This window comes from Acinetobacter thutiue (assembly GCF_030385805.1).
In the GTDB taxonomy this organism is placed as follows: Bacteria; Pseudomonadota; Gammaproteobacteria; order Pseudomonadales; family Moraxellaceae; genus Acinetobacter; species Acinetobacter corruptisaponis.
Genome location: NZ_JAUDZE010000014.1, coordinates 25,243 through 46,973, shown reverse-complemented (window position 1 = coordinate 46,973; position 21,731 = coordinate 25,243). Strand labels below are relative to the sequence as shown.

22 protein-coding genes and 4 pseudogenes are annotated in these 21,731 nt (G+C 38.5%); 15 read left to right on the top strand and 11 right to left on the bottom strand.

Features of this window, described 5'->3' with window-relative positions; all coding sequences use genetic code 11:
• The first annotated feature begins 65 nt into the window (after positions 1–65).
• Positions 66–245 (top strand): helix-turn-helix domain-containing protein, encoded by a 180-nt coding sequence (locus QTA56_RS17500; RefSeq protein WP_043974900.1) that lies wholly within the window; start codon positions 66–68, stop codon positions 243–245.
• A 117-nt stretch (positions 246–362) separates the two neighbouring features.
• Positions 363–1,796 (top strand): DUF3987 domain-containing protein, encoded by a 1,434-nt coding sequence (locus tag QTA56_RS17495; RefSeq protein WP_267982219.1) that lies wholly within the window; start codon positions 363–365, stop codon positions 1,794–1,796.
• 213 nt (positions 1,797–2,009) lie between these two features.
• Here the strand turns inward: QTA56_RS17495 and QTA56_RS17490 are convergent, their stop codons facing one another.
• Together QTA56_RS17490 and QTA56_RS17485 are read right to left on the bottom strand one after the other, a co-directional pair.
• A complete protein-coding gene (locus QTA56_RS17490; protein WP_058971435.1) occupies positions 2,010–2,348 on the bottom strand; it encodes a hypothetical protein in 339 nt (112 codons plus the stop codon).
• 490 nt (positions 2,349–2,838) lie between these two features.
• Complete coding sequence (locus tag QTA56_RS17485; RefSeq protein WP_058971433.1) at positions 2,839–3,171, bottom strand: antitoxin Xre/MbcA/ParS toxin-binding domain-containing protein; 333 nt, start codon at positions 3,169–3,171, stop codon at positions 2,839–2,841.
• On the opposite strand from QTA56_RS17485, the pseudogene QTA56_RS17480 reads away from it, so the two are divergent.
• Positions 3,161–3,544, top strand: a pseudogene (locus tag QTA56_RS17480) (IS3 family transposase); the annotation flags it as partial. The gene QTA56_RS17485 and the pseudogene QTA56_RS17480 overlap by 11 nt on opposite strands.
• A 510-nt stretch (positions 3,545–4,054) precedes the next feature.
• Here QTA56_RS17480 and QTA56_RS17475 read toward each other — a convergent pair.
• From QTA56_RS17475 to QTA56_RS17470, 3 genes and pseudogenes are all read right to left on the bottom strand, one after another.
• The gene (locus QTA56_RS17475; RefSeq protein WP_492209323.1) at positions 4,055–4,669 is read right to left on the bottom strand and encodes a tyrosine-type recombinase/integrase; all 615 of its coding nucleotides are present in this window, start codon (positions 4,667–4,669) and stop codon (positions 4,055–4,057) included.
• A 39-nt stretch (positions 4,670–4,708) separates the two neighbouring features.
• Positions 4,709–4,900: pseudogene (locus QTA56_RS18360) on the bottom strand (tyrosine-type recombinase/integrase); the annotation flags it as partial.
• On the bottom strand, positions 4,831–5,436 hold the full coding sequence (locus tag QTA56_RS17470) for a hypothetical protein (RefSeq protein ID WP_267982218.1): 606 nt from the start codon (positions 5,434–5,436) through the stop codon (positions 4,831–4,833). The pseudogene QTA56_RS18360 and the gene QTA56_RS17470, both read right to left, overlap by 70 nt.
• 623 nt (positions 5,437–6,059) lie before the next feature.
• Between QTA56_RS17470 and ureE the strand changes: the two genes are divergently transcribed.
• The 10 genes from ureE (at position 6,060) to QTA56_RS17420 (ending at position 13,681) form a co-directional block, all read left to right on the top strand.
• The gene (gene ureE / locus QTA56_RS17465) at positions 6,060–6,542 is read left to right on the top strand and encodes an urease accessory protein UreE (RefSeq protein ID WP_005090807.1); all 483 of its coding nucleotides are present in this window, start codon (positions 6,060–6,062) and stop codon (positions 6,540–6,542) included.
• Positions 6,529–7,194 (top strand): urease accessory protein UreF, encoded by a 666-nt coding sequence (locus QTA56_RS17460; RefSeq protein ID WP_004778087.1) that lies wholly within the window; start codon positions 6,529–6,531, stop codon positions 7,192–7,194. The genes ureE and QTA56_RS17460 overlap by 14 nt, the downstream gene beginning before the upstream one ends.
• 18 nt (positions 7,195–7,212) lie before the next feature.
• A complete protein-coding gene (gene ureG / locus QTA56_RS17455; RefSeq protein WP_004778085.1) occupies positions 7,213–7,827 on the top strand; it encodes an urease accessory protein UreG in 615 nt (204 codons plus the stop codon).
• Positions 7,828–7,839: 12 nt separating this feature from the next.
• Positions 7,840–8,412 (top strand): HupE/UreJ family protein, encoded by a 573-nt coding sequence (locus tag QTA56_RS17450; protein ID WP_004778083.1) that lies wholly within the window; start codon positions 7,840–7,842, stop codon positions 8,410–8,412.
• A 34-nt stretch (positions 8,413–8,446) separates the two neighbouring features.
• Positions 8,447–9,349 (top strand): urease accessory protein UreD, encoded by a 903-nt coding sequence (locus QTA56_RS17445; protein ID WP_004778080.1) that lies wholly within the window; start codon positions 8,447–8,449, stop codon positions 9,347–9,349.
• Between the two features lie 159 nt (positions 9,350–9,508).
• Entirely contained in the window at positions 9,509–9,811 is a 303-nt protein-coding gene (ureA, locus tag QTA56_RS17440) for an urease subunit gamma (protein ID WP_004778079.1), read from the top strand.
• 19 nt (positions 9,812–9,830) lie between these two features.
• Complete coding sequence (locus QTA56_RS17435; protein ID WP_004778077.1) at positions 9,831–10,139, top strand: urease subunit beta; 309 nt, start codon at positions 9,831–9,833, stop codon at positions 10,137–10,139.
• Positions 10,140–10,228: 89 nt separating this feature from the next.
• The gene (locus QTA56_RS17430) at positions 10,229–10,690 is read left to right on the top strand and encodes a GNAT family N-acetyltransferase (protein WP_267982217.1); all 462 of its coding nucleotides are present in this window, start codon (positions 10,229–10,231) and stop codon (positions 10,688–10,690) included.
• Between the two features lie 11 nt (positions 10,691–10,701).
• Entirely contained in the window at positions 10,702–12,402 is a 1,701-nt protein-coding gene (ureC, locus tag QTA56_RS17425) for an urease subunit alpha (RefSeq protein WP_004778074.1), read from the top strand.
• A 346-nt stretch (positions 12,403–12,748) separates the two neighbouring features.
• Complete coding sequence (locus QTA56_RS17420) at positions 12,749–13,681, top strand: IS5-like element ISAha1 family transposase (RefSeq protein WP_004637176.1); 933 nt, start codon at positions 12,749–12,751, stop codon at positions 13,679–13,681.
• 23 nt (positions 13,682–13,704) lie between these two features.
• Here the strand turns inward: QTA56_RS17420 and QTA56_RS17415 are convergent.
• A pseudogene (locus QTA56_RS17415) lies at positions 13,705–14,418 on the bottom strand (LysR family transcriptional regulator); the annotation flags it as partial.
• A 231-nt stretch (positions 14,419–14,649) separates the two neighbouring features.
• On the bottom strand, positions 14,650–15,582 hold the full coding sequence (locus tag QTA56_RS17410; RefSeq protein WP_267982216.1) for an IS5-like element ISAha2 family transposase: 933 nt from the start codon (positions 15,580–15,582) through the stop codon (positions 14,650–14,652).
• Positions 15,583–15,637: 55 nt separating this feature from the next.
• Between QTA56_RS17410 and QTA56_RS17405 the strand changes: the two are divergent.
• A pseudogene (locus QTA56_RS17405) lies at positions 15,638–16,255 on the top strand (recombination directionality factor); the annotation flags it as partial.
• A gap of 101 nt (positions 16,256–16,356) precedes the next feature.
• On the opposite strand, the gene QTA56_RS17400 reads toward QTA56_RS17405, so the two are convergent.
• The 4 genes from QTA56_RS17400 to QTA56_RS17385 are packed head-to-tail and all read right to left on the bottom strand — an operon-like array spanning position 16,357 to position 20,462.
• Positions 16,357–17,688: a nucleobase:cation symporter-2 family protein gene (locus QTA56_RS17400; RefSeq protein ID WP_004839196.1), complete on the bottom strand. Its 1,332-nt coding sequence runs from the start codon at positions 17,686–17,688 to the stop codon at positions 16,357–16,359.
• Positions 17,689–17,708: 20 nt separating this feature from the next.
• Positions 17,709–18,500: an outer membrane protein OmpK gene (locus tag QTA56_RS17395; RefSeq protein ID WP_114258689.1), complete on the bottom strand. Its 792-nt coding sequence runs from the start codon at positions 18,498–18,500 to the stop codon at positions 17,709–17,711.
• Between the two features lie 17 nt (positions 18,501–18,517).
• The gene (locus tag QTA56_RS17390; RefSeq protein ID WP_000735995.1) at positions 18,518–19,471 is read right to left on the bottom strand and encodes an isopenicillin N synthase family dioxygenase; all 954 of its coding nucleotides are present in this window, start codon (positions 19,469–19,471) and stop codon (positions 18,518–18,520) included.
• Positions 19,472–19,487: 16 nt separating this feature from the next.
• Entirely contained in the window at positions 19,488–20,462 is a 975-nt protein-coding gene (locus QTA56_RS17385; protein ID WP_000125683.1) for an isopenicillin N synthase family dioxygenase, read from the bottom strand.
• Positions 20,463–20,768: 306 nt separating this feature from the next.
• On the opposite strand from QTA56_RS17385, the gene QTA56_RS17380 reads away from it, so the two are divergent.
• Positions 20,769–21,701 carry a LysR family transcriptional regulator gene (locus QTA56_RS17380; RefSeq protein ID WP_000107470.1) on the top strand — a complete coding sequence of 311 codons (933 nt, stop codon included), beginning with the start codon at positions 20,769–20,771 and terminating at the stop codon, positions 21,699–21,701.
• Positions 21,702–21,731: the final 30 nt, after the last annotated feature.

Below are 21,731 nucleotides of genomic sequence, written 5' to 3'. Positions count from 1 at the left end.
TGAAGATAAACAATACAGCATAAATCAACTAAAAAGTACGTAATGTTATTTAAAGGAGCTTCGATATGAAGCCAGAATCATTACTTTGTACTACGGCAGAAGCAGCAAAACTTCTAGGACTTCAGCCTCAGACCTTAAGAAAATGGGCTATCTACGAGACCGGTCCAATTCTTCCAAAGCGTCATGGTCGCTTGTTACGTTGGAATCGGAATGAAATTTTGAAATTTGCAGGTGAAATCAAATAGTTATTTGATTTTATAAAATTAAATCTCTCTCCCTTCCAAAAACTTTAATTCAAGTTTGCTGCTGATAAATTTTAAGCAGTAAGGGAGATTTTTCTTAAAAAAGTTGATGATCTTATAATGTTTGATAATGAAAAAATACTCATAACTACATCTGAAAATTGGGGAGACAGTCTTCCTTCTTGCAAGTCTGATGAAAAAAAACAATTGGATTATCCGATCCAGCACTTTCCAGTAGTTATGAGGGAGGCTATTAAATGTATTTCAGAATATGTTCAATGCCCTATTTCAATGGCTGCACAATGTGTTATCGGCGCAATTTCACATATTGCACAACGGAATGTAAATGCACCTCATCCTTATGTTAAAGATGGCGAACCTTGTTCCCTATTTTTACTTAGTGAAGGACAAAGTGGAAGCCGAAAAAGTAGTGCTAAAACAATTGCTGATCATTCAATCAAGGAGTATGAACGCCTACAATATGATAGATATCGCCGTAATGATCGGCAATGGCAGAAAAAATTTCTTGGTAATGAAAAAAAAGAGCATAAATCATGTTTAGCTGAAACTAAAGAACCGAAAGATCCATCAAGTGTATTTAGTGATATCACGATTGAATCTTTACTAGGTTTATATATTGATGGTTTTGTTACAAATGTTTCAATTTCAAGTGATGAAGCTGCTCAATTTTTTGCAGGACATACAATGAAATCCGAAACACGTAACCAAGCCTTGGCAACTTTTACAAAGCTATTCGACGATGGATACGTTGAACGAACAAGATCAAAATCAAATTTAAATGGCAGTGGTAGAGCTTATGATGTGCGACTAACTTTTAATTTACAAGGCCAGAGAGAGGTATTGATTAAAGCTCTTCAGGATCCAGTTCTCAGAGGTCAAGGTTTTTTAGCAAGATTTATTCTTACTGTTCCTGAAAATTTAGCTGGTCAGCGTTTTCAGGATAAAGAACATCAATCTAAAGACATTAACACAGACTCGAGAATGATAATTTATTGGGAACGCTGTAGTGATTTGTTAAATGATTCAAGTGACCACCAACGTTATGTTATTCCGCTCGATGAAGAAGCAAAAAAAGTTGATCTTGCATTCTATAATGAAATTGAAAGTTTGCAAGCGAAAGGAAAGTGTTATGAGTATTTACAAGCTTTTGCTAGTCGTGCAAGTCAGCTCGCACGGCGTTTAGCTACAGTTTTTACTTATTTTCAGGGTGAAGCATTTATCAATAAACAAATATTATTAGCTGCTTGTGATGTAATTCGATTTTCGTTGAATGAGTGGCTTCGATATACAGAAATTGAATTAGATAAAGAAAGTGATGCTGAAAAATTAATTAAAAATTTAATTCGTAAATGTAAACAGAAAAATACTAATCTAATACTCAAAAATTTAGGACTAAAAGGTGCACCATTACATTTGAGGAAAATAAAAGATTTCGATGTGTGTTTAAATGAATTAATTGAATTAAAATATATTCGTTTGAAAATTATTAATAATACGACATATTTAGAGTTAAATCCTGCTTTGTTGAAGTAGTTGCGATATTGCGACTTTTATTTGAAAATTAGACAGTATGAAGCTTTGAAGATCGCAAATGAGTTGCGATTTGTTTACCGATTGCGATTTAGTACAGTTCATACTAAATCGCAGCAGTATTTTTAAATCTTTGCGATATGAATAAATTGGAATAGCAAGGATTTTGGGAAATAATCGCAGAATCACAAATATTTCAGAGAATTTAGTGCATTATTAATTTGTATAAGCTCCGTGCAGCACACGTTTCGCACGCTCAATCATACTTTGGCGTGGATGTGTACGAAATGCCCAGAGCGACGATAAATTGTTATTTTGATTGAGCTTTGCGACTTCAAGAATTTGTTCATCATTCATTTCATGCATGCATTGACGAATGATTCGATGGGCTTGTTCAAGCTCGTTGAGTAAGGAGTTTGCAGTGTCAACAGCAATATAAAGATTGGCGAGTGTTTGACGCTGAGGATTTGAAATTGATTTGCCAAGTTCAACAATCAGTTGCGAGGCTTGTTTTTTAGGTGTGCAAGTGTTTGCACCATGAAGAATTGCGTTCATAGTCTTTCCTTTCGATAAGTTTTAACACTTACCCCCAACACTTTCCTACGGTGATGGTGGTAGCTTTAACAGGGGTAGGAAATACCGCTCGAAAGGTCACGGCCAGCCAAAGGCTGCCCTGCAAAGCTACCATAAAGGCTGCTTAAACAGTAGGCAAAAAAATAGTCGCTAGTGCGACATTTATTTGCACCTTTCGATAATATCAGGTTCCTACGCCTGAACACAGATTTTGCTGTGTACAATTAGCTTAACTGGGTATCACTTGAGCTGTCAACGCAGTGATTGGATCTTTTTACATATCTTAACATTAAATAATTTATTGATTCTGCTGGAGATATTTTAAATTTCTGACGGCTGGGAATATTGTTTTGAACAGTACTTGTGGACGGCTCTATAGACTAAATATTTAATTTTTAGCTCTCAATAATTCTGTAAAAAATAAGAAATCATCAAATCTAAAGTGATTCTCTAAAAGAATAAAATGAATAAATTATCGATTGTTTAGGGCTTCAACAACCATTAAGACTTTCTCTAAGCCTTCTCTGGTTTGAATTTGCTGAATCGGGACACCATCGGTTGCGGTATTGAATGCATTCATAAAATAATCAATCCATTCAGAATCACCGCCCGTTAACGTAGATAAGCTTTGATAAAGGCGAATCAGTAATAATCCATATTCACCTTGTGGGGATGCGGGTTCTAATACAGCTGAGAATTCGATTTGGTTCATCGACATGAGATCGAGACCCATCACAGTAGCCAGTTGAGTATTGCTAAGACCAAGTAAATTCGCGGTTTTCAAGACGGCTTCAAATGAGCGCATGACAACACAGCTTGTTTGTAATGCGCTAAATATGGCTATTCACAATCAAAAACCAACCAAAGAAATGATTGTGCATTCAGACAGAGGAAGTCAATATTGCAGCCATGAATATCGAAATATACTTGAGCAATATGGTTTTCAAGGTTCAATGAGCAAGCGCGGAGACTGTTACGATAATGCACCGATTGAAAGCTTTTGGGGAATATTGAAAAATGAGTTAGTGCATCATTACAACTATCAAACTAGAGAAGAAGCCAAAGCAGATATTATAAAATACATTGAGTTATTTTATAATCATCGAAGAATTCAAAAGGGTTTGGGTTTTAAGACACCAAATCAAATGGCCGAAGACTTTTATAAGTTGGCTGCCTAGAATCTCCCAAGTGAAAGTCTCCTGCTAATTCAGCACACATCACAATTTCTATAGTTGTTGGAAAGGTATTCTTTGGCATTGTAAAGCTCTGCGTATATCTGTCTTAAAGTTTAAATAGGCTTTTCGGTCACTAGGTGTACCTGGTATCGTAATCTTCTGTATTTGGTTTACAAGCAAAAAATCATGTCTTTTACCAGGTCTAAAAGATGCGACACCATCCTTAATAAGTTGCCGAATAAATTTGTTCAGCTCTTTGTCATTACTGTACTTTTTCATCGGTAATCCTGGATTAAGGGGATTGCTCCCCTTAATGATTATTTGGCATTACCACGACCACCACCTGATGGGCGACCTGTTGTACTTGGCCAATTGCCACCAGGGCCAGGATGAGATGATGGTGGGCGGTTGTATTGAATGTGCATGAAGTATTATCCTTCGTGTGCATAGCGAAATTGCTATGAATCGAAGAATATAGAAATGCAAGATTTTCTTCCTCTGAGAGAATGGAGTTTAATTTTTAAAACTAATTTTGGCTTGTTCTAATACCCAGTTTTCATACTTCTGTAGATGCCCTCGCAACATATCCATGGGGCGAACGGTATAGTGCTTTTCAGCTAAAGCACTTGGTTTATGTCCAGATATTTGTGCAGTGACACCTACAGGAATATCTACCCATTCCGCCAATGATTTAAATGAACGTCTAAGACCATGTATTGTTAGCTGAATATCTATTTCATTACAGATTTTCTTAAATTCTTTGTAAGGATTAACGATGTATCCCGTCGCAGAGGTATTACTGCTAAATATATAAGATGAATCGCTGGTTTTTTTTAAGTCACGTAGTAATTTTTCTACGTATTTGGTCATAGGTATAATACGCCCATTATCTTCAACTTTATCCTTCAGATGGATCGTTTTCCACCTAAAATCTAAGTCTTCCCATGTAAGTGATAGAAACTCATCTTTTCTGGCCCCAGTTAATAGACAACAAATATAAAATGTAGCCAAGGCTTTATTTTGAGAATTGAGAACGGTAGAGAACCATATGTCTAATTGTTCTCTTAGGAGGCAATCTTTTCTTGCTTGAACTGGCTTTACTTTGGATCTTACTTTTTTAGATTTAATTGCATTTGTAGGTGCTATTCCTTGGAATCTATCATCTTCTTCACACCAATTTAAAAAGGCTCTAATGAGACGGAAAGCTTTACTAGCTGTAGTTTCTCGGTAATTATTATTCTGAAGCCATTCAGAAAAAAAGTTGTTATCAAGATCTGATAACCTTTTTTCTAATAATTCAAAAATAGGCTGAGGTTTATAGTGAAATTTTTTGATTTCATCAAATCCACCTTTTGATAGTAATAAATGATCGAGGTAGGTGCGTTCTCTCCATCTTTCTTTATTTTCTTCAAGATAAATAGGTCTCGAGAAAGACTGCATCTGGGTTTGTCATAAAGCTTTTGATTCACATCGTAAATTGCTTGTTTCGATAGAGACTGATTTAAGTTATGAAGTAGCTTATCGGGATTAAGAGCCTGTGGATTGATCTTGAGCTCAGTCATCAACTTAAAGAGTGTGTTGCTGAGTTGATATTTAACCTGAATGAGGTCTACATCAGCTTCTACAATGCTTCGAGCTTTGATTCGAATATTTTGTTGTTGTGCTATATAAACAAGAAGAAAGTTATCTGTTGCGAATAACTCAGCTGGAGCAGGTGCAGTAGCAGATATTAGGCTCACGTCATGTTGAAAGTGTGTTGGCAGTTGCGAGGCATTTAAAATCTGAGCGTAGCTTTGGTAAATTTTGAACAGAGGCGGGTAAGGACGGATCATGACCTCCTTTGTATAAAACGGTCTTTTATTGGCTAGCTGAGAATTTGCTTTTGTAGGCTTCATTTATTCGCCCTCCTGATTTTTTTAACTTAGATCAAGAAGTACAAAAAACTTTTAATTTTTATAAAAAGATCAAGAAAGTGGTTATAAATGTGGGCGGTTTTTGATGAATTTGAGAGGCTCAAAGCGGGTGGGAAATAGGGTGTATTTGGAATTTTTATTTTAAGTTATTGATTTTATTTGATGTGAATGTGGCTGGTTTCTTCGTGTTTTGTATTATCTCTGTGGTAGTTTAAATATGGCCCAAGGTATTGATGATGCTTTAGTAGAAATTTTAGGTGCTAAACAAATTAATGCCTTACGTAAGGCCGGTCACTACCGACGAGATGTGTATTAATGCTTAGCTAGATTGGCATAAATTCTATTTCTACAATCCTCCATCGATGGGGGGATTTTTTTATGGCCATCTGAATAATTATCGGCAATCACATATTTTTTAATAATTAAGATGTCTTGCACGAAGCAAATTTCAAAATAATTAGATAGACACGGCAAAAATAAAACGCTTGGCAAAATAAGATTGGCATGAATAGTGCATTATTTTAATGCAAATCATTCATTTAATGCTGAATTTAGCATCAATTTAGTTCACGAATCACGATAAAAGAAATTGAGATTGGGTATTTATGAAAATCTATACGGAAAGACTTGAGGGTAATGTCGTACAAGAAAATGTTGAGATAGTTGAACTGACATTTGATACACGACAAAAGAGCCGTTTTCGTGCAACTTTAGCTAACGGGCACGATATTGGTGCAGATTTACCCCGTACCGGCATTTTAAGGCACGGTTCATATATCGCAACTCAAGAGGGTGATGTACTGCGTGTCGATGCCAAAGCAGAAAAACTCATGAAAGTAGAAGCACCAAGCAGCTTTGATTTATTAAAAGCAGCGTATCACTTAGGTAATCGTCACGTCCCTTTAATGCTCACACCAACGGCGCTGTATTTTGAGCCAGATCATGTATTGGCTGAAATGATAATTGGACTTGGTTTAACGGTATATGAAACCATGCATCCATTTGAGCCTGAAAGCGGTGCTTATGCACAGCATCAGCATGATCACAGATTAAGCCCAATTAAGGCTTTGCATCATGTTCACACCTAATGCTTCACAGCTTTTAAGTCTGTTGACTTTGTCCTCAACGGCACTACCAATTGGGGCGTACTGTTATTCTCAAGGGGTAGAAAGTGCGATTGATCAGAGCTTAATTTTTGATGAAACCTCGAGCATTACTTATTTTGAAGAAGTGCTTGAAATGCTTTTGGTACGGTTTGAGCTGCCCGTTTTGAAACGCCTAATAATATCTTTTGATCAGCCTGAGCAGTTTGAATACTGGGCGCAGTTATATAGAGCAAGTCGAGAAAGCAAAGAGTTATTGGCTGAATCACAGCAATTGGCATTTTCATTAAATGCGTGGATTCGTGATGTGCTGAAAAAGCCTGTGAAATTAAAAAAGCAGATCGGTTTCGTACCCATCTATGCGCATCTTTGTGGGCAACTCGAACTTGATGTTGCAGAGGTTTTGACTGCTTATACCTTTACCGTACTTGAAAATCAGGTGTTGGCTGCCGTGAAAACTGTACCACTTGGACAGATGAGTGGACAACGGATTTTATGGCATGTGCATGGGCTGATTCCAGAGGCAATTGAACGTGCTTTAGCACTGCAAGATGCTGAACTCAGTAGCGCCTTACCTAATTACGCCATGCTCAGTATGGCACACGAAACACAATATTCACGATTATTTAGATCTTAAAAATAAAGGACATTTCACATGACAGAACGTAGCCCATTACGCGTAGGTATTGGCGGTCCAGTTGGTTCAGGTAAAACAGCGCTTACTTTAAATTTATGTCAGGCACTGCGTGAAAAATACAATATGGCGGTGGTGACCAATGATATTTATACCAAAGAAGATTCCAACTTTTTAACACGCCATGAAGCTATGTCACCTGAGCGTATTGTTGGTGTAGAAACAGGTGGTTGCCCGCATACCGCAATTCGTGAGGACGCCTCCATTAACCTAGCGGCTATTGATGACCTGTGCGAAAAATTTGATGGCCTTGAACTGATCATTATTGAAAGTGGCGGTGATAATTTGGCAGCAACATTTAGCCCGGAACTTTCAGATTTAACCCTGTATGTAATTGATGTGGCGGGTGGGGAGAAAATTCCGCGTAAAGGTGGCCCCGGTATTACCAAATCTGATTTGTTAATCATAAACAAAACCGACCTTGCACCAATGGTTGGAGCAAATTTAGATGTGATGGATCAAGACGCGAAACGTATGCGCGGTGAAAAACCTTTTCTATTTTCCAATATGAAAACTAAAGATGGCTTAAATGACATCATCAGCTTTATTGAGAAACAAGGTTTGTTTAAAGCATAAGGGGCATCCACTATGAAGTTATTATTGCAAAGAATTACCTTCACATCGTTGGCATTCTTTCCCTTGGTAGCAATGGCGCATCCAGGCCATGAGCATAGCCATAATAGTTTTATCAGCGGTTTTGTGCATCCATTTACAGGGCTTGATCATCTAATGATGGCGTTAGCATTTGGCGTATTGATTTGGACTGCACACCAGCGCTGGAAATGGGCCGGATTATTCGGTTTATCTGCCGCAATGATTGTCGGTTTTATGATCGGTGCACAATTCAACTTAGCAACAGCAATTGCTGAAAACGGCATTATTGCGTCGTTAATTGTATTGGCTGTTGCTCTTTGGACCAAAACCAATAAAGCCGTTCCTTTTATTGCTGCACTTTTGGCCGGTTTTCATGGCATCGCACATGGTACGGAACTTGGCCAAAGCGGTCAGGCAGTTTTACTGGTCGTTGGTATGGTTACAGCGATGGCATCTATATACGTATTCGGTTTGCTCGTCGGCGCATTTATTCAAAAATATGTGCCTTATGGTAAGCAAATGATTGGTGCTTTGACAGCTATTGTTGCTGTAATTGGTTTAGCTTGATGCCTCATTCATCTCAAATAATAGGGAGATGCAAATGAATGATCTGGTATTAAGCGAAACAAAATTTATATCGACACAACAGCAGCATAACAGCCAACTGTGGTATGCCTGTTTGGAACTTGGTTTTGCCTATCAAGTACAGTCAAATCGAACCGTATTACAGCATCGCAAGCATCATGGGCCTGTACGCGTTCAGAAGATGTTGTGGCCTGAAAAAACTGGTATTTGCCATGCAATTATTGTGCATCCACCAGCAGGAATTGCTGGCGGAGACCATCTGACTTTTGATATGAAAGTTGAGGCGAATGCGCATGCGTTAGTTACCACGCCCGGTGCAGGGAAATGGTACAAAACCAATGGCAAGCAAGCCTATCAGCATATTCATATACATGTCGCAGCACAGGCGACATTTGAATGGTTACCGCAAGAAACCATGCTTTTTGATGGTGCCAATGCAGACTCTGAAACACATATTCATCTAGATGAAATGGCCAGTTTTATTGGGTGGGATATGTTGGTCATCGGTCGACAAGCACGTGGTGAAATTTTTCAGCAAGGGCAATACCAAAGCAAATTTAGGCTGTATCGTGCAGACAAATTATTGGTTGCAGATAGTTTAAATTTTAAGGGGCAGGATCGGTGGCTTACATCCTGTTTAGGTATGAATGGACATGCTGTGATGGGAAGTTTCTGGGCAGTAGCACCATCGCGTTTAAGGCAAACAACATTACTGGCTGAACATATCGAATTAATCCGTGAATTGATTATGCGGATGAATCTAGCGGTGACTTTAACCCTGTTAGATGATGTGATTTGTGCACGTTATTTAGGCGATGATGTACGTGAATGCCATGATGCTTTTGCAGCAGTCCGTGCCCGTTTAAGACGCTATTGGTATGACCTAGCAGAAGAATTCCCACGGATTTGGCGCACTTAAGTTTTGCCATCATTGGAAAGTAGATAGGTCTAGCAAGATTAATAGATTAAGTGTTCATTTTACCTTTGGGTTAGGACACTAAAAATCAAAACGTGCGAGAGCGAAAGAAGAATTTGCACGCATTTTGCATTCTACATTTTAGAAGATTAGGAAATTGTTATGGAACTTAATCCAACTGAAAAAGATAAATTATTAATTTTTACCGCAGGCCTTGTTGCTGAGCGTCGTAAAGCGCGTGGATTAAAATTGAATTATCCAGAATCAATTGCATTTATTTCAGCAGCACTGCTTGAGGGCGCACGCGATGGCATGTCTGTGAGCGAGTTAATGCATTACGGCACAACCTTGTTAAGTCGTGAAGATGTCATGGATGGTGTCGCGGAAATGATTGCAGAAGTGCAGGTCGAAGCTACTTTTCCAGATGGTTCAAAGTTAGTCACAGTTCATCAACCCATTGTCTAATAAAAATAAGGAGTAAGCCATGATTCCTGGTGAAATTATTACGCCTGATTCAGACATTGAAATGAATGTCGGACGAGAAACACTGAAAATGCGTGTTGCTAATGCAGGCGATCGACCAATTCAAGTCGGTTCTCATTTTCACTTTGCTGAAGCCAATGATGCTTTGCAATTTAATCGAGAGCAAGCTAGAGGCTATCGACTCAACATCGCTGCTGGAACAGCAGTTCGTTTTGAACCAGGCCAAAGTCGAGATATCGAATTGGTTGCACTTGCAGGTAAACGTGAGGTGTATGGGTTTGCAGGGCGTGTTATGGGTAAATTGGATTAACTATTTTTATGCTCAAGTGTCTTGTTGAACAATTAAATTATTGTTAGTAATAAGTTCAATAAGTACATGAAAAAGCATAAGAGAATTAAATGTTAATAATGAAAATACGCCCAGCAACTGTTGATGATGTTGAAGCCATCGCTGCTGTTATTGAACCTTTTGTCGATTATGTTGTCATGACTGAAGAAGGACGTGAACGCTTTAAACCTGATATGTTGAAAAACATCTTCCAACAACCACTTATTCATTATTTTGTGGCAGAAATTAATGAAGAAATCGTTGGGAATTTGACGTATATCGCTCCATCTCATGTCATGCATTATTTCTTAAAAGCTGAATATCACGGTCAAGGTTATGGTCGACAAATGTGGGACTTTTTAGAGCAAGAAATACTTAAAAATGATCCCGATATAATCACAATAAATTCAAGTCATTATGCACTCGATATTTATAAAAAATATGGATTTGAAGTGGTCGGTGCGCTAACGGAGAAATGGGGTATTCAATTTATTCCGATGCAAAAGCTGCTAAAGCCAAAAAATCTAGAATAGGAAATATATTAATGAAAATGTCTCGCCGTGCTTATGCGGAAATGTTTGGCCCTACAGTAGGTGATAGAGTTCGCTTAGCTGATACAGAATTGTTTATTCAAGTTGAACAAGACCTCACGACTTATGGTGAAGAAGTTAAATTTGGCGGTGGCAAGGTCATTCGCGATGGTATGGGACAGTCACAATTATTGTCTGATGAGGTCGCTGATACCGTCATTACCAATGCTTTAATTGTCGATTGGTGGGGTATTGTCAAAGCCGATGTTGGACTTAAAAATGGTCGTATCTGGAAAATAGGTAAAGCAGGTAACCCTGATATTCAACCTGACATTACAATTCCTTTAGGTGCAGCAACTGAAGTCATCGCAGGTGAAGGACAAATCTTAACGGCGGGAGGGATAGATACTCACATTCATTGGATTTGCCCACAACAAGTTGAAACAGCACTAATGTCAGGCACAACTACAATGATTGGTGGTGGTACAGGCCCCGCCGCAGGAACATCTGCAACCACAGTAACTCCAGGCCCATGGCATATTGCGACCATGCTACAAGCTATTGATGATTTACCTATGAATATTGGTCTGTTAGGTAAAGGCAACTTGAGTCAGCCAGAACCAATCGCTGAACAAATCAAAGCCGGTGTGGTGGGTTTAAAATTACATGAAGACTGGGGATCGACGCCAGCCGCGATTGATAACTGTCTAAGTGTGGCGGATCAATACGATGTACAAGTTGCCATTCACACAGACACACTAAATGAAAGTGGCTTTCTAGAAGAAACCTTAGCAGCATTTAATAACCGGACCATCCACACTTACCATACTGAGGGTGCGGGCGGTGGTCACGCACCAGATATTTTAAAAGCAATTGGTCAACCCAATGTTTTACCATCTTCAACCAATCCCACACGTCCATATACCGTCAATACCATTGATGAACATTTAGATATGTTGATGGTTTGCCACCATTTAGACCCTGCAATTTCTGAAGATGTTGCTTTTGCTGAAAGTCGGATTCGCCGTGAAACTATTGCTGCAGAAGATATCTTGCAGGATATGGGCGCAATTGCCATGATGTCTTCCGACTCGCAAGCGATGGGGCGTGTGGGTGAAGTAATATTACGTACTTGGCAGACAGCACATAAAATGAAAGTGCAACGCGGCCCACTCGAAGGTGATAATCAAAATCACGATAACAATCGTGTGAAGCGCTATATTGCTAAATATACGATTAATCCTGCCATTACCCATGGATTAAGCCATGAAGTTGGTTCGATTGAAGTGGGTAAATTAGCCGATATTGTTTTATGGAAGCCTGCATTTTTTGGTGTTAAGCCCTCGATGATTATTAAAGGCGGAATGATTGCAGCTGCGCCGATGGGTGATATTAATGCTTCAATTCCAACGCCACAGCCTGTGCATTATCGTCCGATGTTTGGCGCTTACCCTCGTGGCGTACATAACACCTGCATTACCTTTTTATCGCAAGTGGCAATAGAGCAAGGCGTACATGAACAATTGGCTTTAAAGAAGTTGATTAGTCCTTGTAAAGCCACGCGTAATATCTCGAAAGCAGATATGAAGTTAAATACTTATTGTCCTGTAATGGAGGTTGACCCTGAGATTTATGAAGTACGTGCAGATGGTGTGCATTTGACTTGTGAGCCTGCGGAAGTGTTACCAATGGCGCAGCGTTACTTCTTATTTTAATCATTTCCAAAACACTATTTCACAAAGCCTTTCTGAATATGAAAGGCTTCTCTTTTTTAAATTTTAGTATTTTTGAAAAGTAAATAATCTTTAAAATATGAAAATACGACTACCTCTATAAGGGCTAACAATCCAAAAAATGTAAAATTTAATAATTTATGATTATACCCATCTACCAATAAGTGTAAAAAAACAAATGAAATCATGATTCCACAGGCAAGTCTTAAAAGATTAATGCAGATATCAAATAAGCCAAGGGAAAGTTTTTTTAATAAAATTTTATGTTTTAAATGGCTTTGTTGCACAAACCTATCTCTAAAGGCTTATTCCACAATATAATTCTCAAATGAATAAGCCCACACCTAAAATCTATCGTACAACCAATTGGTCTTCTTATAACAGTGCATTAATAAATCGAGGAAATCTCTCAATTTGGTTTGATCCCAAGACGCAATGGTACGCTCAACCCAAAGGTAAACATGGTCGAAATCAAACTTATTCAGATACAGCCATCCAATGCTGTTTAATGATCAAATCCTTATTTCGTCTTTCTTTACGCATGGTCACTGGCTTTGTGCAAAGTCTCATTCATCTTTGTAGATTAGATTGGACAGCACCAGACTATTCCACCATCTGCAGAAGACAAAAGCATATTGATATTGCAATTAACTATCAAAAAAGCAGTAATGGTCTCCAGCTACTCGTCGATTCTACTGGCTTAAAGTTTCTAGGCGAAGGTGAATGGAAGCGTAAGAAACACCAACCTGAATATCGTCGCCAATGGCGTAAACTTCATATTGGTATAGATGCTGAAACCCTTCAAATACGCGCTATTCAACTCACTACAAATAATGTGAGTGATTCACAAGTGCTTGGTGATTTACTCGATCAGATTCCACAAGATGAGCAGATTGACTCTGTCTATACTGATGGGGCTTATGACACCAAGCAATGCCGTCAAGTAATTGCAGACCGACAAGCACATGCGGTGATTCCGCCAAGAAAAAATGCGAAACCTTGGAAAGATACAAAGACCAGCTCGCTAGAGCGAAATGAATTACTTCGAACAGTTAAACGTTTAGGGAGAACAATATGGAAAAATTGGTCAGGCTATCATCGCAGAAGTCTGATAGAAACCAAGATGCATTGCATCAAATTATTAGGCGATAAACTCCGTGCGAGAAACTTTCAAAGCCAAGTCAATGAGATTCATGCACGTGTGGCCGTATTAAATAAATTTACAGATTTAGGCCGACCTCACACCCAAGTTGCCACTTAAATTTAGATAACTTGGAAGAAGTTTAGCTTTTGAATGTTTGTGCAACAAAGCCTTCTAATGTTATTACATTCTATCTTTTGTATAGGATTAAATTTGTGATGTTTATAGAGTGTATGTACATAATCACTGATGACTAAGGGCTCACTTGGCATGATATGACGCTCATTTAAAGTGTCAGATAAATAGATTTTATCCATGCCGGCTAAGGTGTGATGTGGTGATAAAACATAGCCTAAAGGAATTTCAATAAAGGATAAGATTTCTAATTGATTGTGACTTTTAGGATTTAAGATAATGCCAAAATCTAATTCTGCATCAATGATTTTTCTCGATATTTCTTCACTGCTATTCATACTGATATTGAGATTAATCCATGGATAGCTTTCAGCCATGCGTTGAATACAATCCACGACAAAACCATCATTTAGGGCAGAAATAAAACCCATTTCAATATTGCCGCGACTTAATCCTTGAATTTCATCAAATCGAATTCGAGTCAGCTGATATTCTTTTTGCCATTTAAGCAAATCAGCATAAAGTAATTCACCTGCTAACGTTAGCTTCAGCCCCTGCGGTAAACGCTCAAATAAAGCAACGCCTAACTCTTCTTCAGCAAGAACAATTTGCCGATGCACTGCAGAGACTGAAATAAAAAGCTGTTCTGCGGCTTTACGTAAACTGCCAGTACGGGCAACAGCCATAAAATATTCAGAAAATCGGGAAAAGGTAATCGACATACAGCTATTCAATCTCACGGGCAGTTTACAAAGTACTTATCCATGCTTAAGCGATTTTCATGCCATAACTTTTGATTTTTTCAATTCATTCTGCTTTTGTGTTCTAAAAAGCAGAACATTGTATGCAAATCATTCTAATAGACAGAAATGCTATCCAAACGTATTTTTGACTTAGAAAGGCTTTGTTGCACAAAGATTTAAAAGATAACACTCTGCTCATTTGAACAGAATTCAAGTGACAACTTGGGTATGAGGACGACCTAATTCTGTAAATTTGTTCAATACGGCTATGCGTGCATGAATCTCATTCACCTGACTAGAAAAACTCCTTGCTGTTAATTTATCACCTAATAGTTTGATGCAATGCATCTTGGTTTCAACTAAACTTCGACGATGATAACCAGACCATTTTTTCCAAAGCGTTCTTCCTAAACGTTTAACTGTTTTCAGTAACTCATTCCGCTCTAAAGATCTCAATTTCTGATCTTTCCATGGTTTTGCATTTTTTCTTGGCGGAATGAGCGCATGTGCATCTCGATCTAGAATGACTTGTCTGCAGTGCTTCGTGTCATAAGCACCATCGGTATAGACCGAATCAATTCGTTCATCTAAGGGAATTTGAGCAAGTAAATCACCGAGTACTTGCGAATCGCTCACATTATTTGTAGTAAGCTGTACTGCACGTATTTGCAAGGTTTCAGCATCGATGCCAATATGAAGCTTACGCCATTGGCGACGATATTCAGGTCCATGTTTCTTACGTTTCCACTCACCTTCACCTAGAAACTTTAAGCCAGTTGAGTCGACGAGTAGATGTAGCCCATCACTACTTTTTTGATAGCTAATCGCAATATCAATATGTTTTTGTCTTCGACAAAGCGTACTGTAATCTGGTGCGGTCCAATTTAATCCACAAAGTTTAATCAGACTTTGAACAAAACCTGTGACCATGCTTAAAGAGAGTCTAAATAAAGATTTGATCATTAAACAGCATTGAATAGCCGTATCGGAGTAAGTTTGATTTCGACCTTGCTTGTTTTGTGGTTGTGCATACCACTGAGTGTTTGGATCAAACCAAATGGAAATGTTGCCCCGATTAATGAGAGCGCGATTATAGGAAGACCAGTTGGTTGTACGATAAGTTTTAGGAGTAGGTTTATTCATTTTGAAATTATAGGACTGAATAAACCTTATAGGCTAGGTTTGTGCAACAAAGCCCCGTCAGACTGGCCGACCGGTCTGTGTTGGCAATGGGGAAACCTGTCAGCAACTCACCCAACAAGGTGTAGAACAATTAGCTTGTCCATCACCAGATTTATGTCCTTTGGCACAGGGCGGACAATGTAAACCCTATGGCCGTTTGCATGTGAACTTAGATAAATCTGATGAATTTGGAACTTTTATCTTTAGAACCACGGGTTTTAACAGTATTCGGACTTTGGCTGCACGGCTGAGCTATTACCATGCAGCTTCAAATGGTTTGCTGTCATGTTTGCCATTGCAACTGACATTACGAGGTAAAAGCACAACGCAGAGTTATCGTCAGCCTGTGTATTACGTGGATCTGACTTTAAGGGAGGGAGTAGATTTACAGTCCGCACTTCAGACTGCAAGGGATATAGACCAACAGAGTAAACAAGCCGGGTTTAATCAAGAGGCTTTAGATCAAACGGCAAGGCAGGGATTTGCGAATGGTTTGTTTGAAATGGATATTGAGGAGGGGCTAGATGTGGTGGACGAGTTTTATCAGGAAGAAGGTCTGCACCAGCCTGTGGTAGAACAGAATGCGTTCGATATCCAGCAGGGATTGAAAGGATCTGTGACAGCTTTGAACTGAGTTAAATAAGAGGAAACCTTTTACTGATATCAATGAATTAAGGGAGCATTAGCTCCCTTTTTTACATAGAACAAGAATGTTTTAAGCTGTGTATCTGATATTTATGCATCTTTCAATTTCTGAAGATACTGTTCATCCAATATCCGCTGTTTTCGATTGAGAACAGCATTCAAAATCACAGCACAAAAAGCCGTTAGCAAAATTGGGCTGTTTAACAGAGGTGAAAGATAAGATGGTAGTTGTGAGAAAATAGTAGGTGAGAATACAGGCAACATACCTATGCCGGCACTGACTGCAATGATGTAGAGATTATTCACATTTTGAAAGTCGACACGCTGCAGTACTTTGATACCATTAGATGTCACCATCCCAAACATAAACAATGCGGCTCCACCTAGAACACATGAGGGTATAGACGCAACAAAGTAAGCTATTTTAGGAAATAGACCTAAAAGGATTAAAAACACACCAGCTAAAGCACATACACTGCGATTCTTAACACCTGTGATCGCTAGCAAACCGATGTTCTGAGCATAGGATGTATACGGGAAGATATTAAAAATCCCACCAATCATTGTGCCAAGGCTGTCAGCTCTAAAACCGCGAGTCAATTTTTCCTGATCCACTTCTTCTTCAACAATTTCACCTACAGCCATGAACATCCCAGCTGTTTCAATGAAAATAACCAGCATGACTACGCACATAGTCAAGACAGCCCAAAAGTTAAACTCTGGAATACCGAAGTGAAATGGCATCACCCAACCTAACCATGGGCTTTCATCTATCTTGTCTAAAGAGATGAGGCCAGAAAATGCAGCGATGATATAACCAATTCCCATCCCGATTAGAACTGAAATGTTGCCCAAAAAGCCTTTAACATAACGGCTGATGATAATAATGCTTAATAGAACACAGGCAGCGATAGATAAGTACAATGGATTTCCAAAGTCTTTTACCCCATATCCGCCAGCGGACCATGTGCCTGCAATACCAATGAGAGATAGACCAATCACAAGAATTTGAGTTCCTGTCACCACAGGAGGGAAGAATCGTATTAACTTTCCAATAAATGGTGAAATCAGGAAGCCAAAGATCCCTGCGATAATGATTGCCCCAAATACACTTAGTAGTCCCATATCTGGATTAGTCCCAATTGCAATCATTGGGCCTACTGCAGTAAAGGTAACTCCCATCATAATGGGAAAGCGAATACCTACATTTTTAAAACCAATAGTTTGAATGAGGGTGGCAATGCCACAAACAAATAGATCTGCAGTAATTAAGAAAGCAATTTCTGCAGTGCTTAACCCTAAAGCTCCTCCAACAATTAGGGGAATTGAAACAGCACCTGCATACATTACCAAGACGTGCTGGATACTGAGAAAAATCATGGAGCTTGGTTTTAAGTTATTGGCTGTGATTGTGTTAGTCATATATGTTTTTCTCCTTCAGCCTAAAAGGTATATTTGACGATGAAACTAGTAGCATTTTGATTAGTTTTAAAATATGGAGTGTCTTCGATTAAGAATTTGTTTTTCCAATAGTCGTATTCAATACCTGCTACTAATTTTTTTGGGCTTAAGCCTAGATGAGGGCTAAGGTCATATTTGATTTGTGGGTTAAAGTGAAAGTCGGAAGAGTTATTACCTTTGGAATTGACTACCCAATCAATGTATCCATCAAAAATGATTGATGATTTAAGAAATGGGACGGTATATGACCAGCAAGGAGTGATTTGCCATTGTCCACTTGGGGTGTTTCCATCGTCTGGAATGCGATAGTAAAAATTAAGGGTGAAATAATCAAAGCCTTTGATATCAAGGTCAAAACCTGGACCAACTAAATAAGTCCACATATCGTCATAACCAGGCTGATCTTGGATGCTTAAGTCAAAGCTTGTAGCTATTAGGACATCTTTCACTGGCCCAAAGCTCAAATTCGTATTGGTTAGTTTTCCTATTGAAAAGCGGGGAGCAATTTCTGTATAGACCGCATTATGACCTTGGGAAGCAGTCTTTTCACCGTCAAACCAATAAGTGTCGACAAATAGATAGAGATCCCCCCATTTCCAACTGCTCGCATGTTCAAAAGTAATCGTTTCATGTGTATCTGGTTCAACTTCAAAACCTTTACCGTAAAGTGCAGAAATACTATTGGATTGCCAATTTAACCATGATTCCTCAGCAAAAGAATAAGTGCTTATTAAACATGTGCTTAAAAATAGATAGAGCGCATTTTTTTTCATATAATTGTTTCCGATATTCAAACTTCAGCACGATGTTTGTAGGTTGCACTAAAACGTGATTGCAAATATTCCATACTAGTAATTGGTAAGTACTTAGGTGGATTGGATTCGCTGTAACAGTTAGGTAGGCAACGGATTACAGTTTTTGGACTAGGTTGTATGAAAAATGGAAATGAGAATCTTTGTTTTCCTTTAGGACTCGAAACGCGATGAGGTGTCGATTTATAGAGATCATTTGACCATCGTGCCATCATATCTCCGATATTGATTACATAGGTGTTAGGTATAGGAGGAGCATCGATCCAATTACCATTTACATCCTGAACTTGTAATCCACCTACTTCATCCTGAGCCAAAATAGTTACACACCCATAATCAGTATGTGTTCCCGCATTAAAACCTTGAGAGTCTGTATTGTCTAAGGTAGGCGGATAATGAATTAACCGGAGAAAACATAGGCTGTCTTGCAGACAATGATCAAAATAATTTTGCGGAAGACCAATGGCATGAGACATGGCATTAAGCAATATTTTTGCTAAATCCACCATTTCATCAAAATACTCTTCTGTAGCTACTTTCCACCCTTCAATATTTGGATAAACATTTGGTCCCCTTAGAGGTTCTTGATTAATGACTTCGGGATGATTAGCTTCTAAATGGACACCCATGTCATATATTTCTTTAAAGTCTTCAGGTAAGTCAGGGTTCAGTTGTTCTACTCCTAATGCACCATATCCTCTATGTGCAATTTTATTCTTTTGAATATCTATTTCTAATTTCTCTTGTAGAGGCTTACTAAAAAACTCTTTAGCTAAACTTTGAACTTCTGCAAGGTGATTCGGTTTATAACCACTGATATAGAAGAATCCCCATTCACGACATGCTTGGTCAATTTGGTTGCATATATCTGCATAATCAGGATGGTTAACGTCATAAAGAGGTGCAATGTCGATAACTGGTAATTTTTTCATGGGAAACTCCTTATTATTAGATATATGTTTTTTTGAACATGTTACGATAATGCTGTTCAACACTGATTGGTGGATATAGCGGTTCTGAGTTTTCCTCCAAACACTCTCGAATGCATTCAATCTGATACTGGTGATTACCGCTGTAGAAGAATGGAACAGAATATCGTTCCCCACCTGAGATGTTGATGACGCGATGGAGGGTGGATCTATATGTATTGTTCGTCCACATAGAGATTAGGTCACCTAGGTTAACGACATAACTATCTTCAATAGGCTCTGCCCAAATCCATTGGTTTGTTGACTGATCCCATACTTGTAAACCACGATTATGGTCTTGAAGTAATAGAGTAAGCCCGCCGAAATCAGTATGTGCCCCGCAACCTTTTTCATTTGGTTGAGCATTAGCTGGTTGAGGGGGATAGTGTAATAAGCGTAAAGTGACTAAATCTGCATCCTTACAAAACTCTGTGAAATAGTCAGCTTCCAAGTTTAGAGATAATGCAATAGCACGCATGAGTCGTTCAGAGACTTTAATCAATTCAACTTGATATTCCTCCATTACCTCTTTAAATCCATCAATATCTGGCCATTGGTTTGGGCCTTGGTTAAAAGCTTTATGGATGACAAAAGGATCTGAAGGTGAGCGTTCCTTCCCGATATAAAAGCCTTCCTTTATATCAGGCGGAGAATTAGGTTCAAGTGTTTGTGCTCTTAATGATTCATAGCCTCTATTTGCTTCAGAAAGCTCTTTGGACCACTGCTTTTTCTGTTCTGGGGGAAGACTAAAAAATAATTTGGAATATTCAAAAACCTTATCTTGTAATGCTTTAGAAACTCCATGTCCCGTAATGTAAAAAAAACCTTTATCTAAGCATGCTTTCCGAATATGTGAGGCAATGTTTTGGTGCGTTTGTATGTCATTATCCAAAAGTCCAGAAATATCGATGATGGGTATAGAGGTAATGTTTTGATTGTTTTCCAGCGCAGTCATGTAGCAATCTCTCAAAAATAATGTTTTCTTTTTTTATAAAATAATCATGAGACCGCATAGCAATGAATATCGAGCAAGCTGATGCCAAAAAGAGAGCTATTCTTAATTAATTAAATAAAAACAATTGCTTAAAATTTTTTAAATGAGTGGTGATGCTGAAAAAGCAACGGGATGCACTGAAAATAATGCTTTAGGTCCAAAAAATGGCTGCTACTTAATGGCAAGTTTTTTGCTTCTATTTCAATAGCTCATTCAAATTTATAAATGGATTGGGGCTTTAAAATTGGAATAGGATGTGATGTTAAAATGAGTACACGTGGTCTTCGCTTTCACTCAGCAGCAATTCATTATTTTGATGCTGTACGCCGGTGCGGTTCAATCAGGGAAGCAGCCAGACAATTAAATGTCGTATCTTCTGCTGTAAACAGGCAAATTTTAAAACTCGAAGATGAAGTTGGAGCACCATTATTCAATCGGGTGCCTTCGGGTATGGTACTTACTCATGCAGGTGAGTTATTTTCAAGACATATCAGTTTAGTATTGCGAGATACTAAGCGATTGCAGAATGAATTGGATGCACTGAAAGGGCTTTATAAAGGTCATGTAGAAATTGCGAGTGTTGAAACACTGGCAATTAATTTCCTGCCAGAGATTATTGAAAAATTCCAAGTAAAATATCCTAATGTAACTGTAGGGGTTACAATTTTAGGCTCAAAAGATATCCCTAATGAAATCATTGAAAATAGGGTGGATCTAGGCTTGGCTTTTGCCTTGCCAAAGCATAATGATTTGCACCAAATAGCAATATCCCATTTTAAATTAGGTGCAATTGTATCGACTGAGCATCCCTTGGCCTCTCAAAAGACGGTGTCATTCCATCAGTGCCTCGACTATGATGTGATTATGCCAAAACCTAATTTATCTATTTATCAACAGTTGGCGCCATTATTTGCGGGTGCACAACATGCTATTCCAAATTTTAAAATGCAAACGAGTTCTTTGGAATTAATGAAACAGTTAATACTCAGGAATAAGGGAATTGGTTTTCAGACATTCTTTGGGTTGGAAAATGAAATAATTAATAATCGCCTTCGCTATATTCCGCTTAATGATAACAATGGTATCTACTGTGATTTAGGTCTGTATGCACGTAAAGGGCATTATCTTTCCACAGCAACAGACGCTCTCTCCAGGCTTATTACAGATGAAATCCTACAAAGAGGCGAAGCTGGACAATAAACATAACCTGAAAAGTACAACTAAAAAGCT

Bases quoted from the DNA above. Each gene is read 5' to 3' on its own strand.
- QTA56_RS17500 (WP_043974900.1), top strand. From the start codon at position 66: ATGAAGCCAGAATCATTACTTTGTACTACGGCAGAAGCAGCAAAACTT.
- QTA56_RS17495 (WP_267982219.1), top strand. From the start codon at position 363: ATGTTTGATAATGAAAAAATACTCATAACTACATCTGAAAATTGGGGA.
- QTA56_RS17490 (WP_058971435.1), bottom strand. From the start codon at position 2,348: ATGAACGCAATTCTTCATGGTGCAAACACTTGCACACCTAAAAAACAA.
- QTA56_RS17485 (WP_058971433.1), bottom strand. From the start codon at position 3,171: ATGCGCTCATTTGAAGCCGTCTTGAAAACCGCGAATTTACTTGGTCTT.
- QTA56_RS17470 (WP_267982218.1), bottom strand. From the start codon at position 5,436: ATGAAGCCTACAAAAGCAAATTCTCAGCTAGCCAATAAAAGACCGTTT.
- ureE (WP_005090807.1), top strand. From the start codon at position 6,060: ATGAAAATCTATACGGAAAGACTTGAGGGTAATGTCGTACAAGAAAAT.
- QTA56_RS17460 (WP_004778087.1), top strand. From the start codon at position 6,529: ATGTTCACACCTAATGCTTCACAGCTTTTAAGTCTGTTGACTTTGTCC.
- ureG (WP_004778085.1), top strand. From the start codon at position 7,213: ATGACAGAACGTAGCCCATTACGCGTAGGTATTGGCGGTCCAGTTGGT.
- QTA56_RS17450 (WP_004778083.1), top strand. From the start codon at position 7,840: ATGAAGTTATTATTGCAAAGAATTACCTTCACATCGTTGGCATTCTTT.
- QTA56_RS17445 (WP_004778080.1), top strand. From the start codon at position 8,447: ATGAATGATCTGGTATTAAGCGAAACAAAATTTATATCGACACAACAG.
- ureA (WP_004778079.1), top strand. From the start codon at position 9,509: ATGGAACTTAATCCAACTGAAAAAGATAAATTATTAATTTTTACCGCA.
- QTA56_RS17435 (WP_004778077.1), top strand. From the start codon at position 9,831: ATGATTCCTGGTGAAATTATTACGCCTGATTCAGACATTGAAATGAAT.
- QTA56_RS17430 (WP_267982217.1), top strand. From the start codon at position 10,229: ATGTTAATAATGAAAATACGCCCAGCAACTGTTGATGATGTTGAAGCC.
- ureC (WP_004778074.1), top strand. From the start codon at position 10,702: ATGAAAATGTCTCGCCGTGCTTATGCGGAAATGTTTGGCCCTACAGTA.
- QTA56_RS17420 (WP_004637176.1), top strand. From the start codon at position 12,749: ATGAATAAGCCCACACCTAAAATCTATCGTACAACCAATTGGTCTTCT.
- QTA56_RS17410 (WP_267982216.1), bottom strand. From the start codon at position 15,582: ATGAATAAACCTACTCCTAAAACTTATCGTACAACCAACTGGTCTTCC.
- QTA56_RS17400 (WP_004839196.1), bottom strand. From the start codon at position 17,688: ATGACTAACACAATCACAGCCAATAACTTAAAACCAAGCTCCATGATT.
- QTA56_RS17395 (WP_114258689.1), bottom strand. From the start codon at position 18,500: ATGAAAAAAAATGCGCTCTATCTATTTTTAAGCACATGTTTAATAAGC.
- QTA56_RS17390 (WP_000735995.1), bottom strand. From the start codon at position 19,471: ATGAAAAAATTACCAGTTATCGACATTGCACCTCTTTATGACGTTAAC.
- QTA56_RS17385 (WP_000125683.1), bottom strand. From the start codon at position 20,462: ATGACTGCGCTGGAAAACAATCAAAACATTACCTCTATACCCATCATC.
- QTA56_RS17380 (WP_000107470.1), top strand. From the start codon at position 20,769: ATGAGTACACGTGGTCTTCGCTTTCACTCAGCAGCAATTCATTATTTT.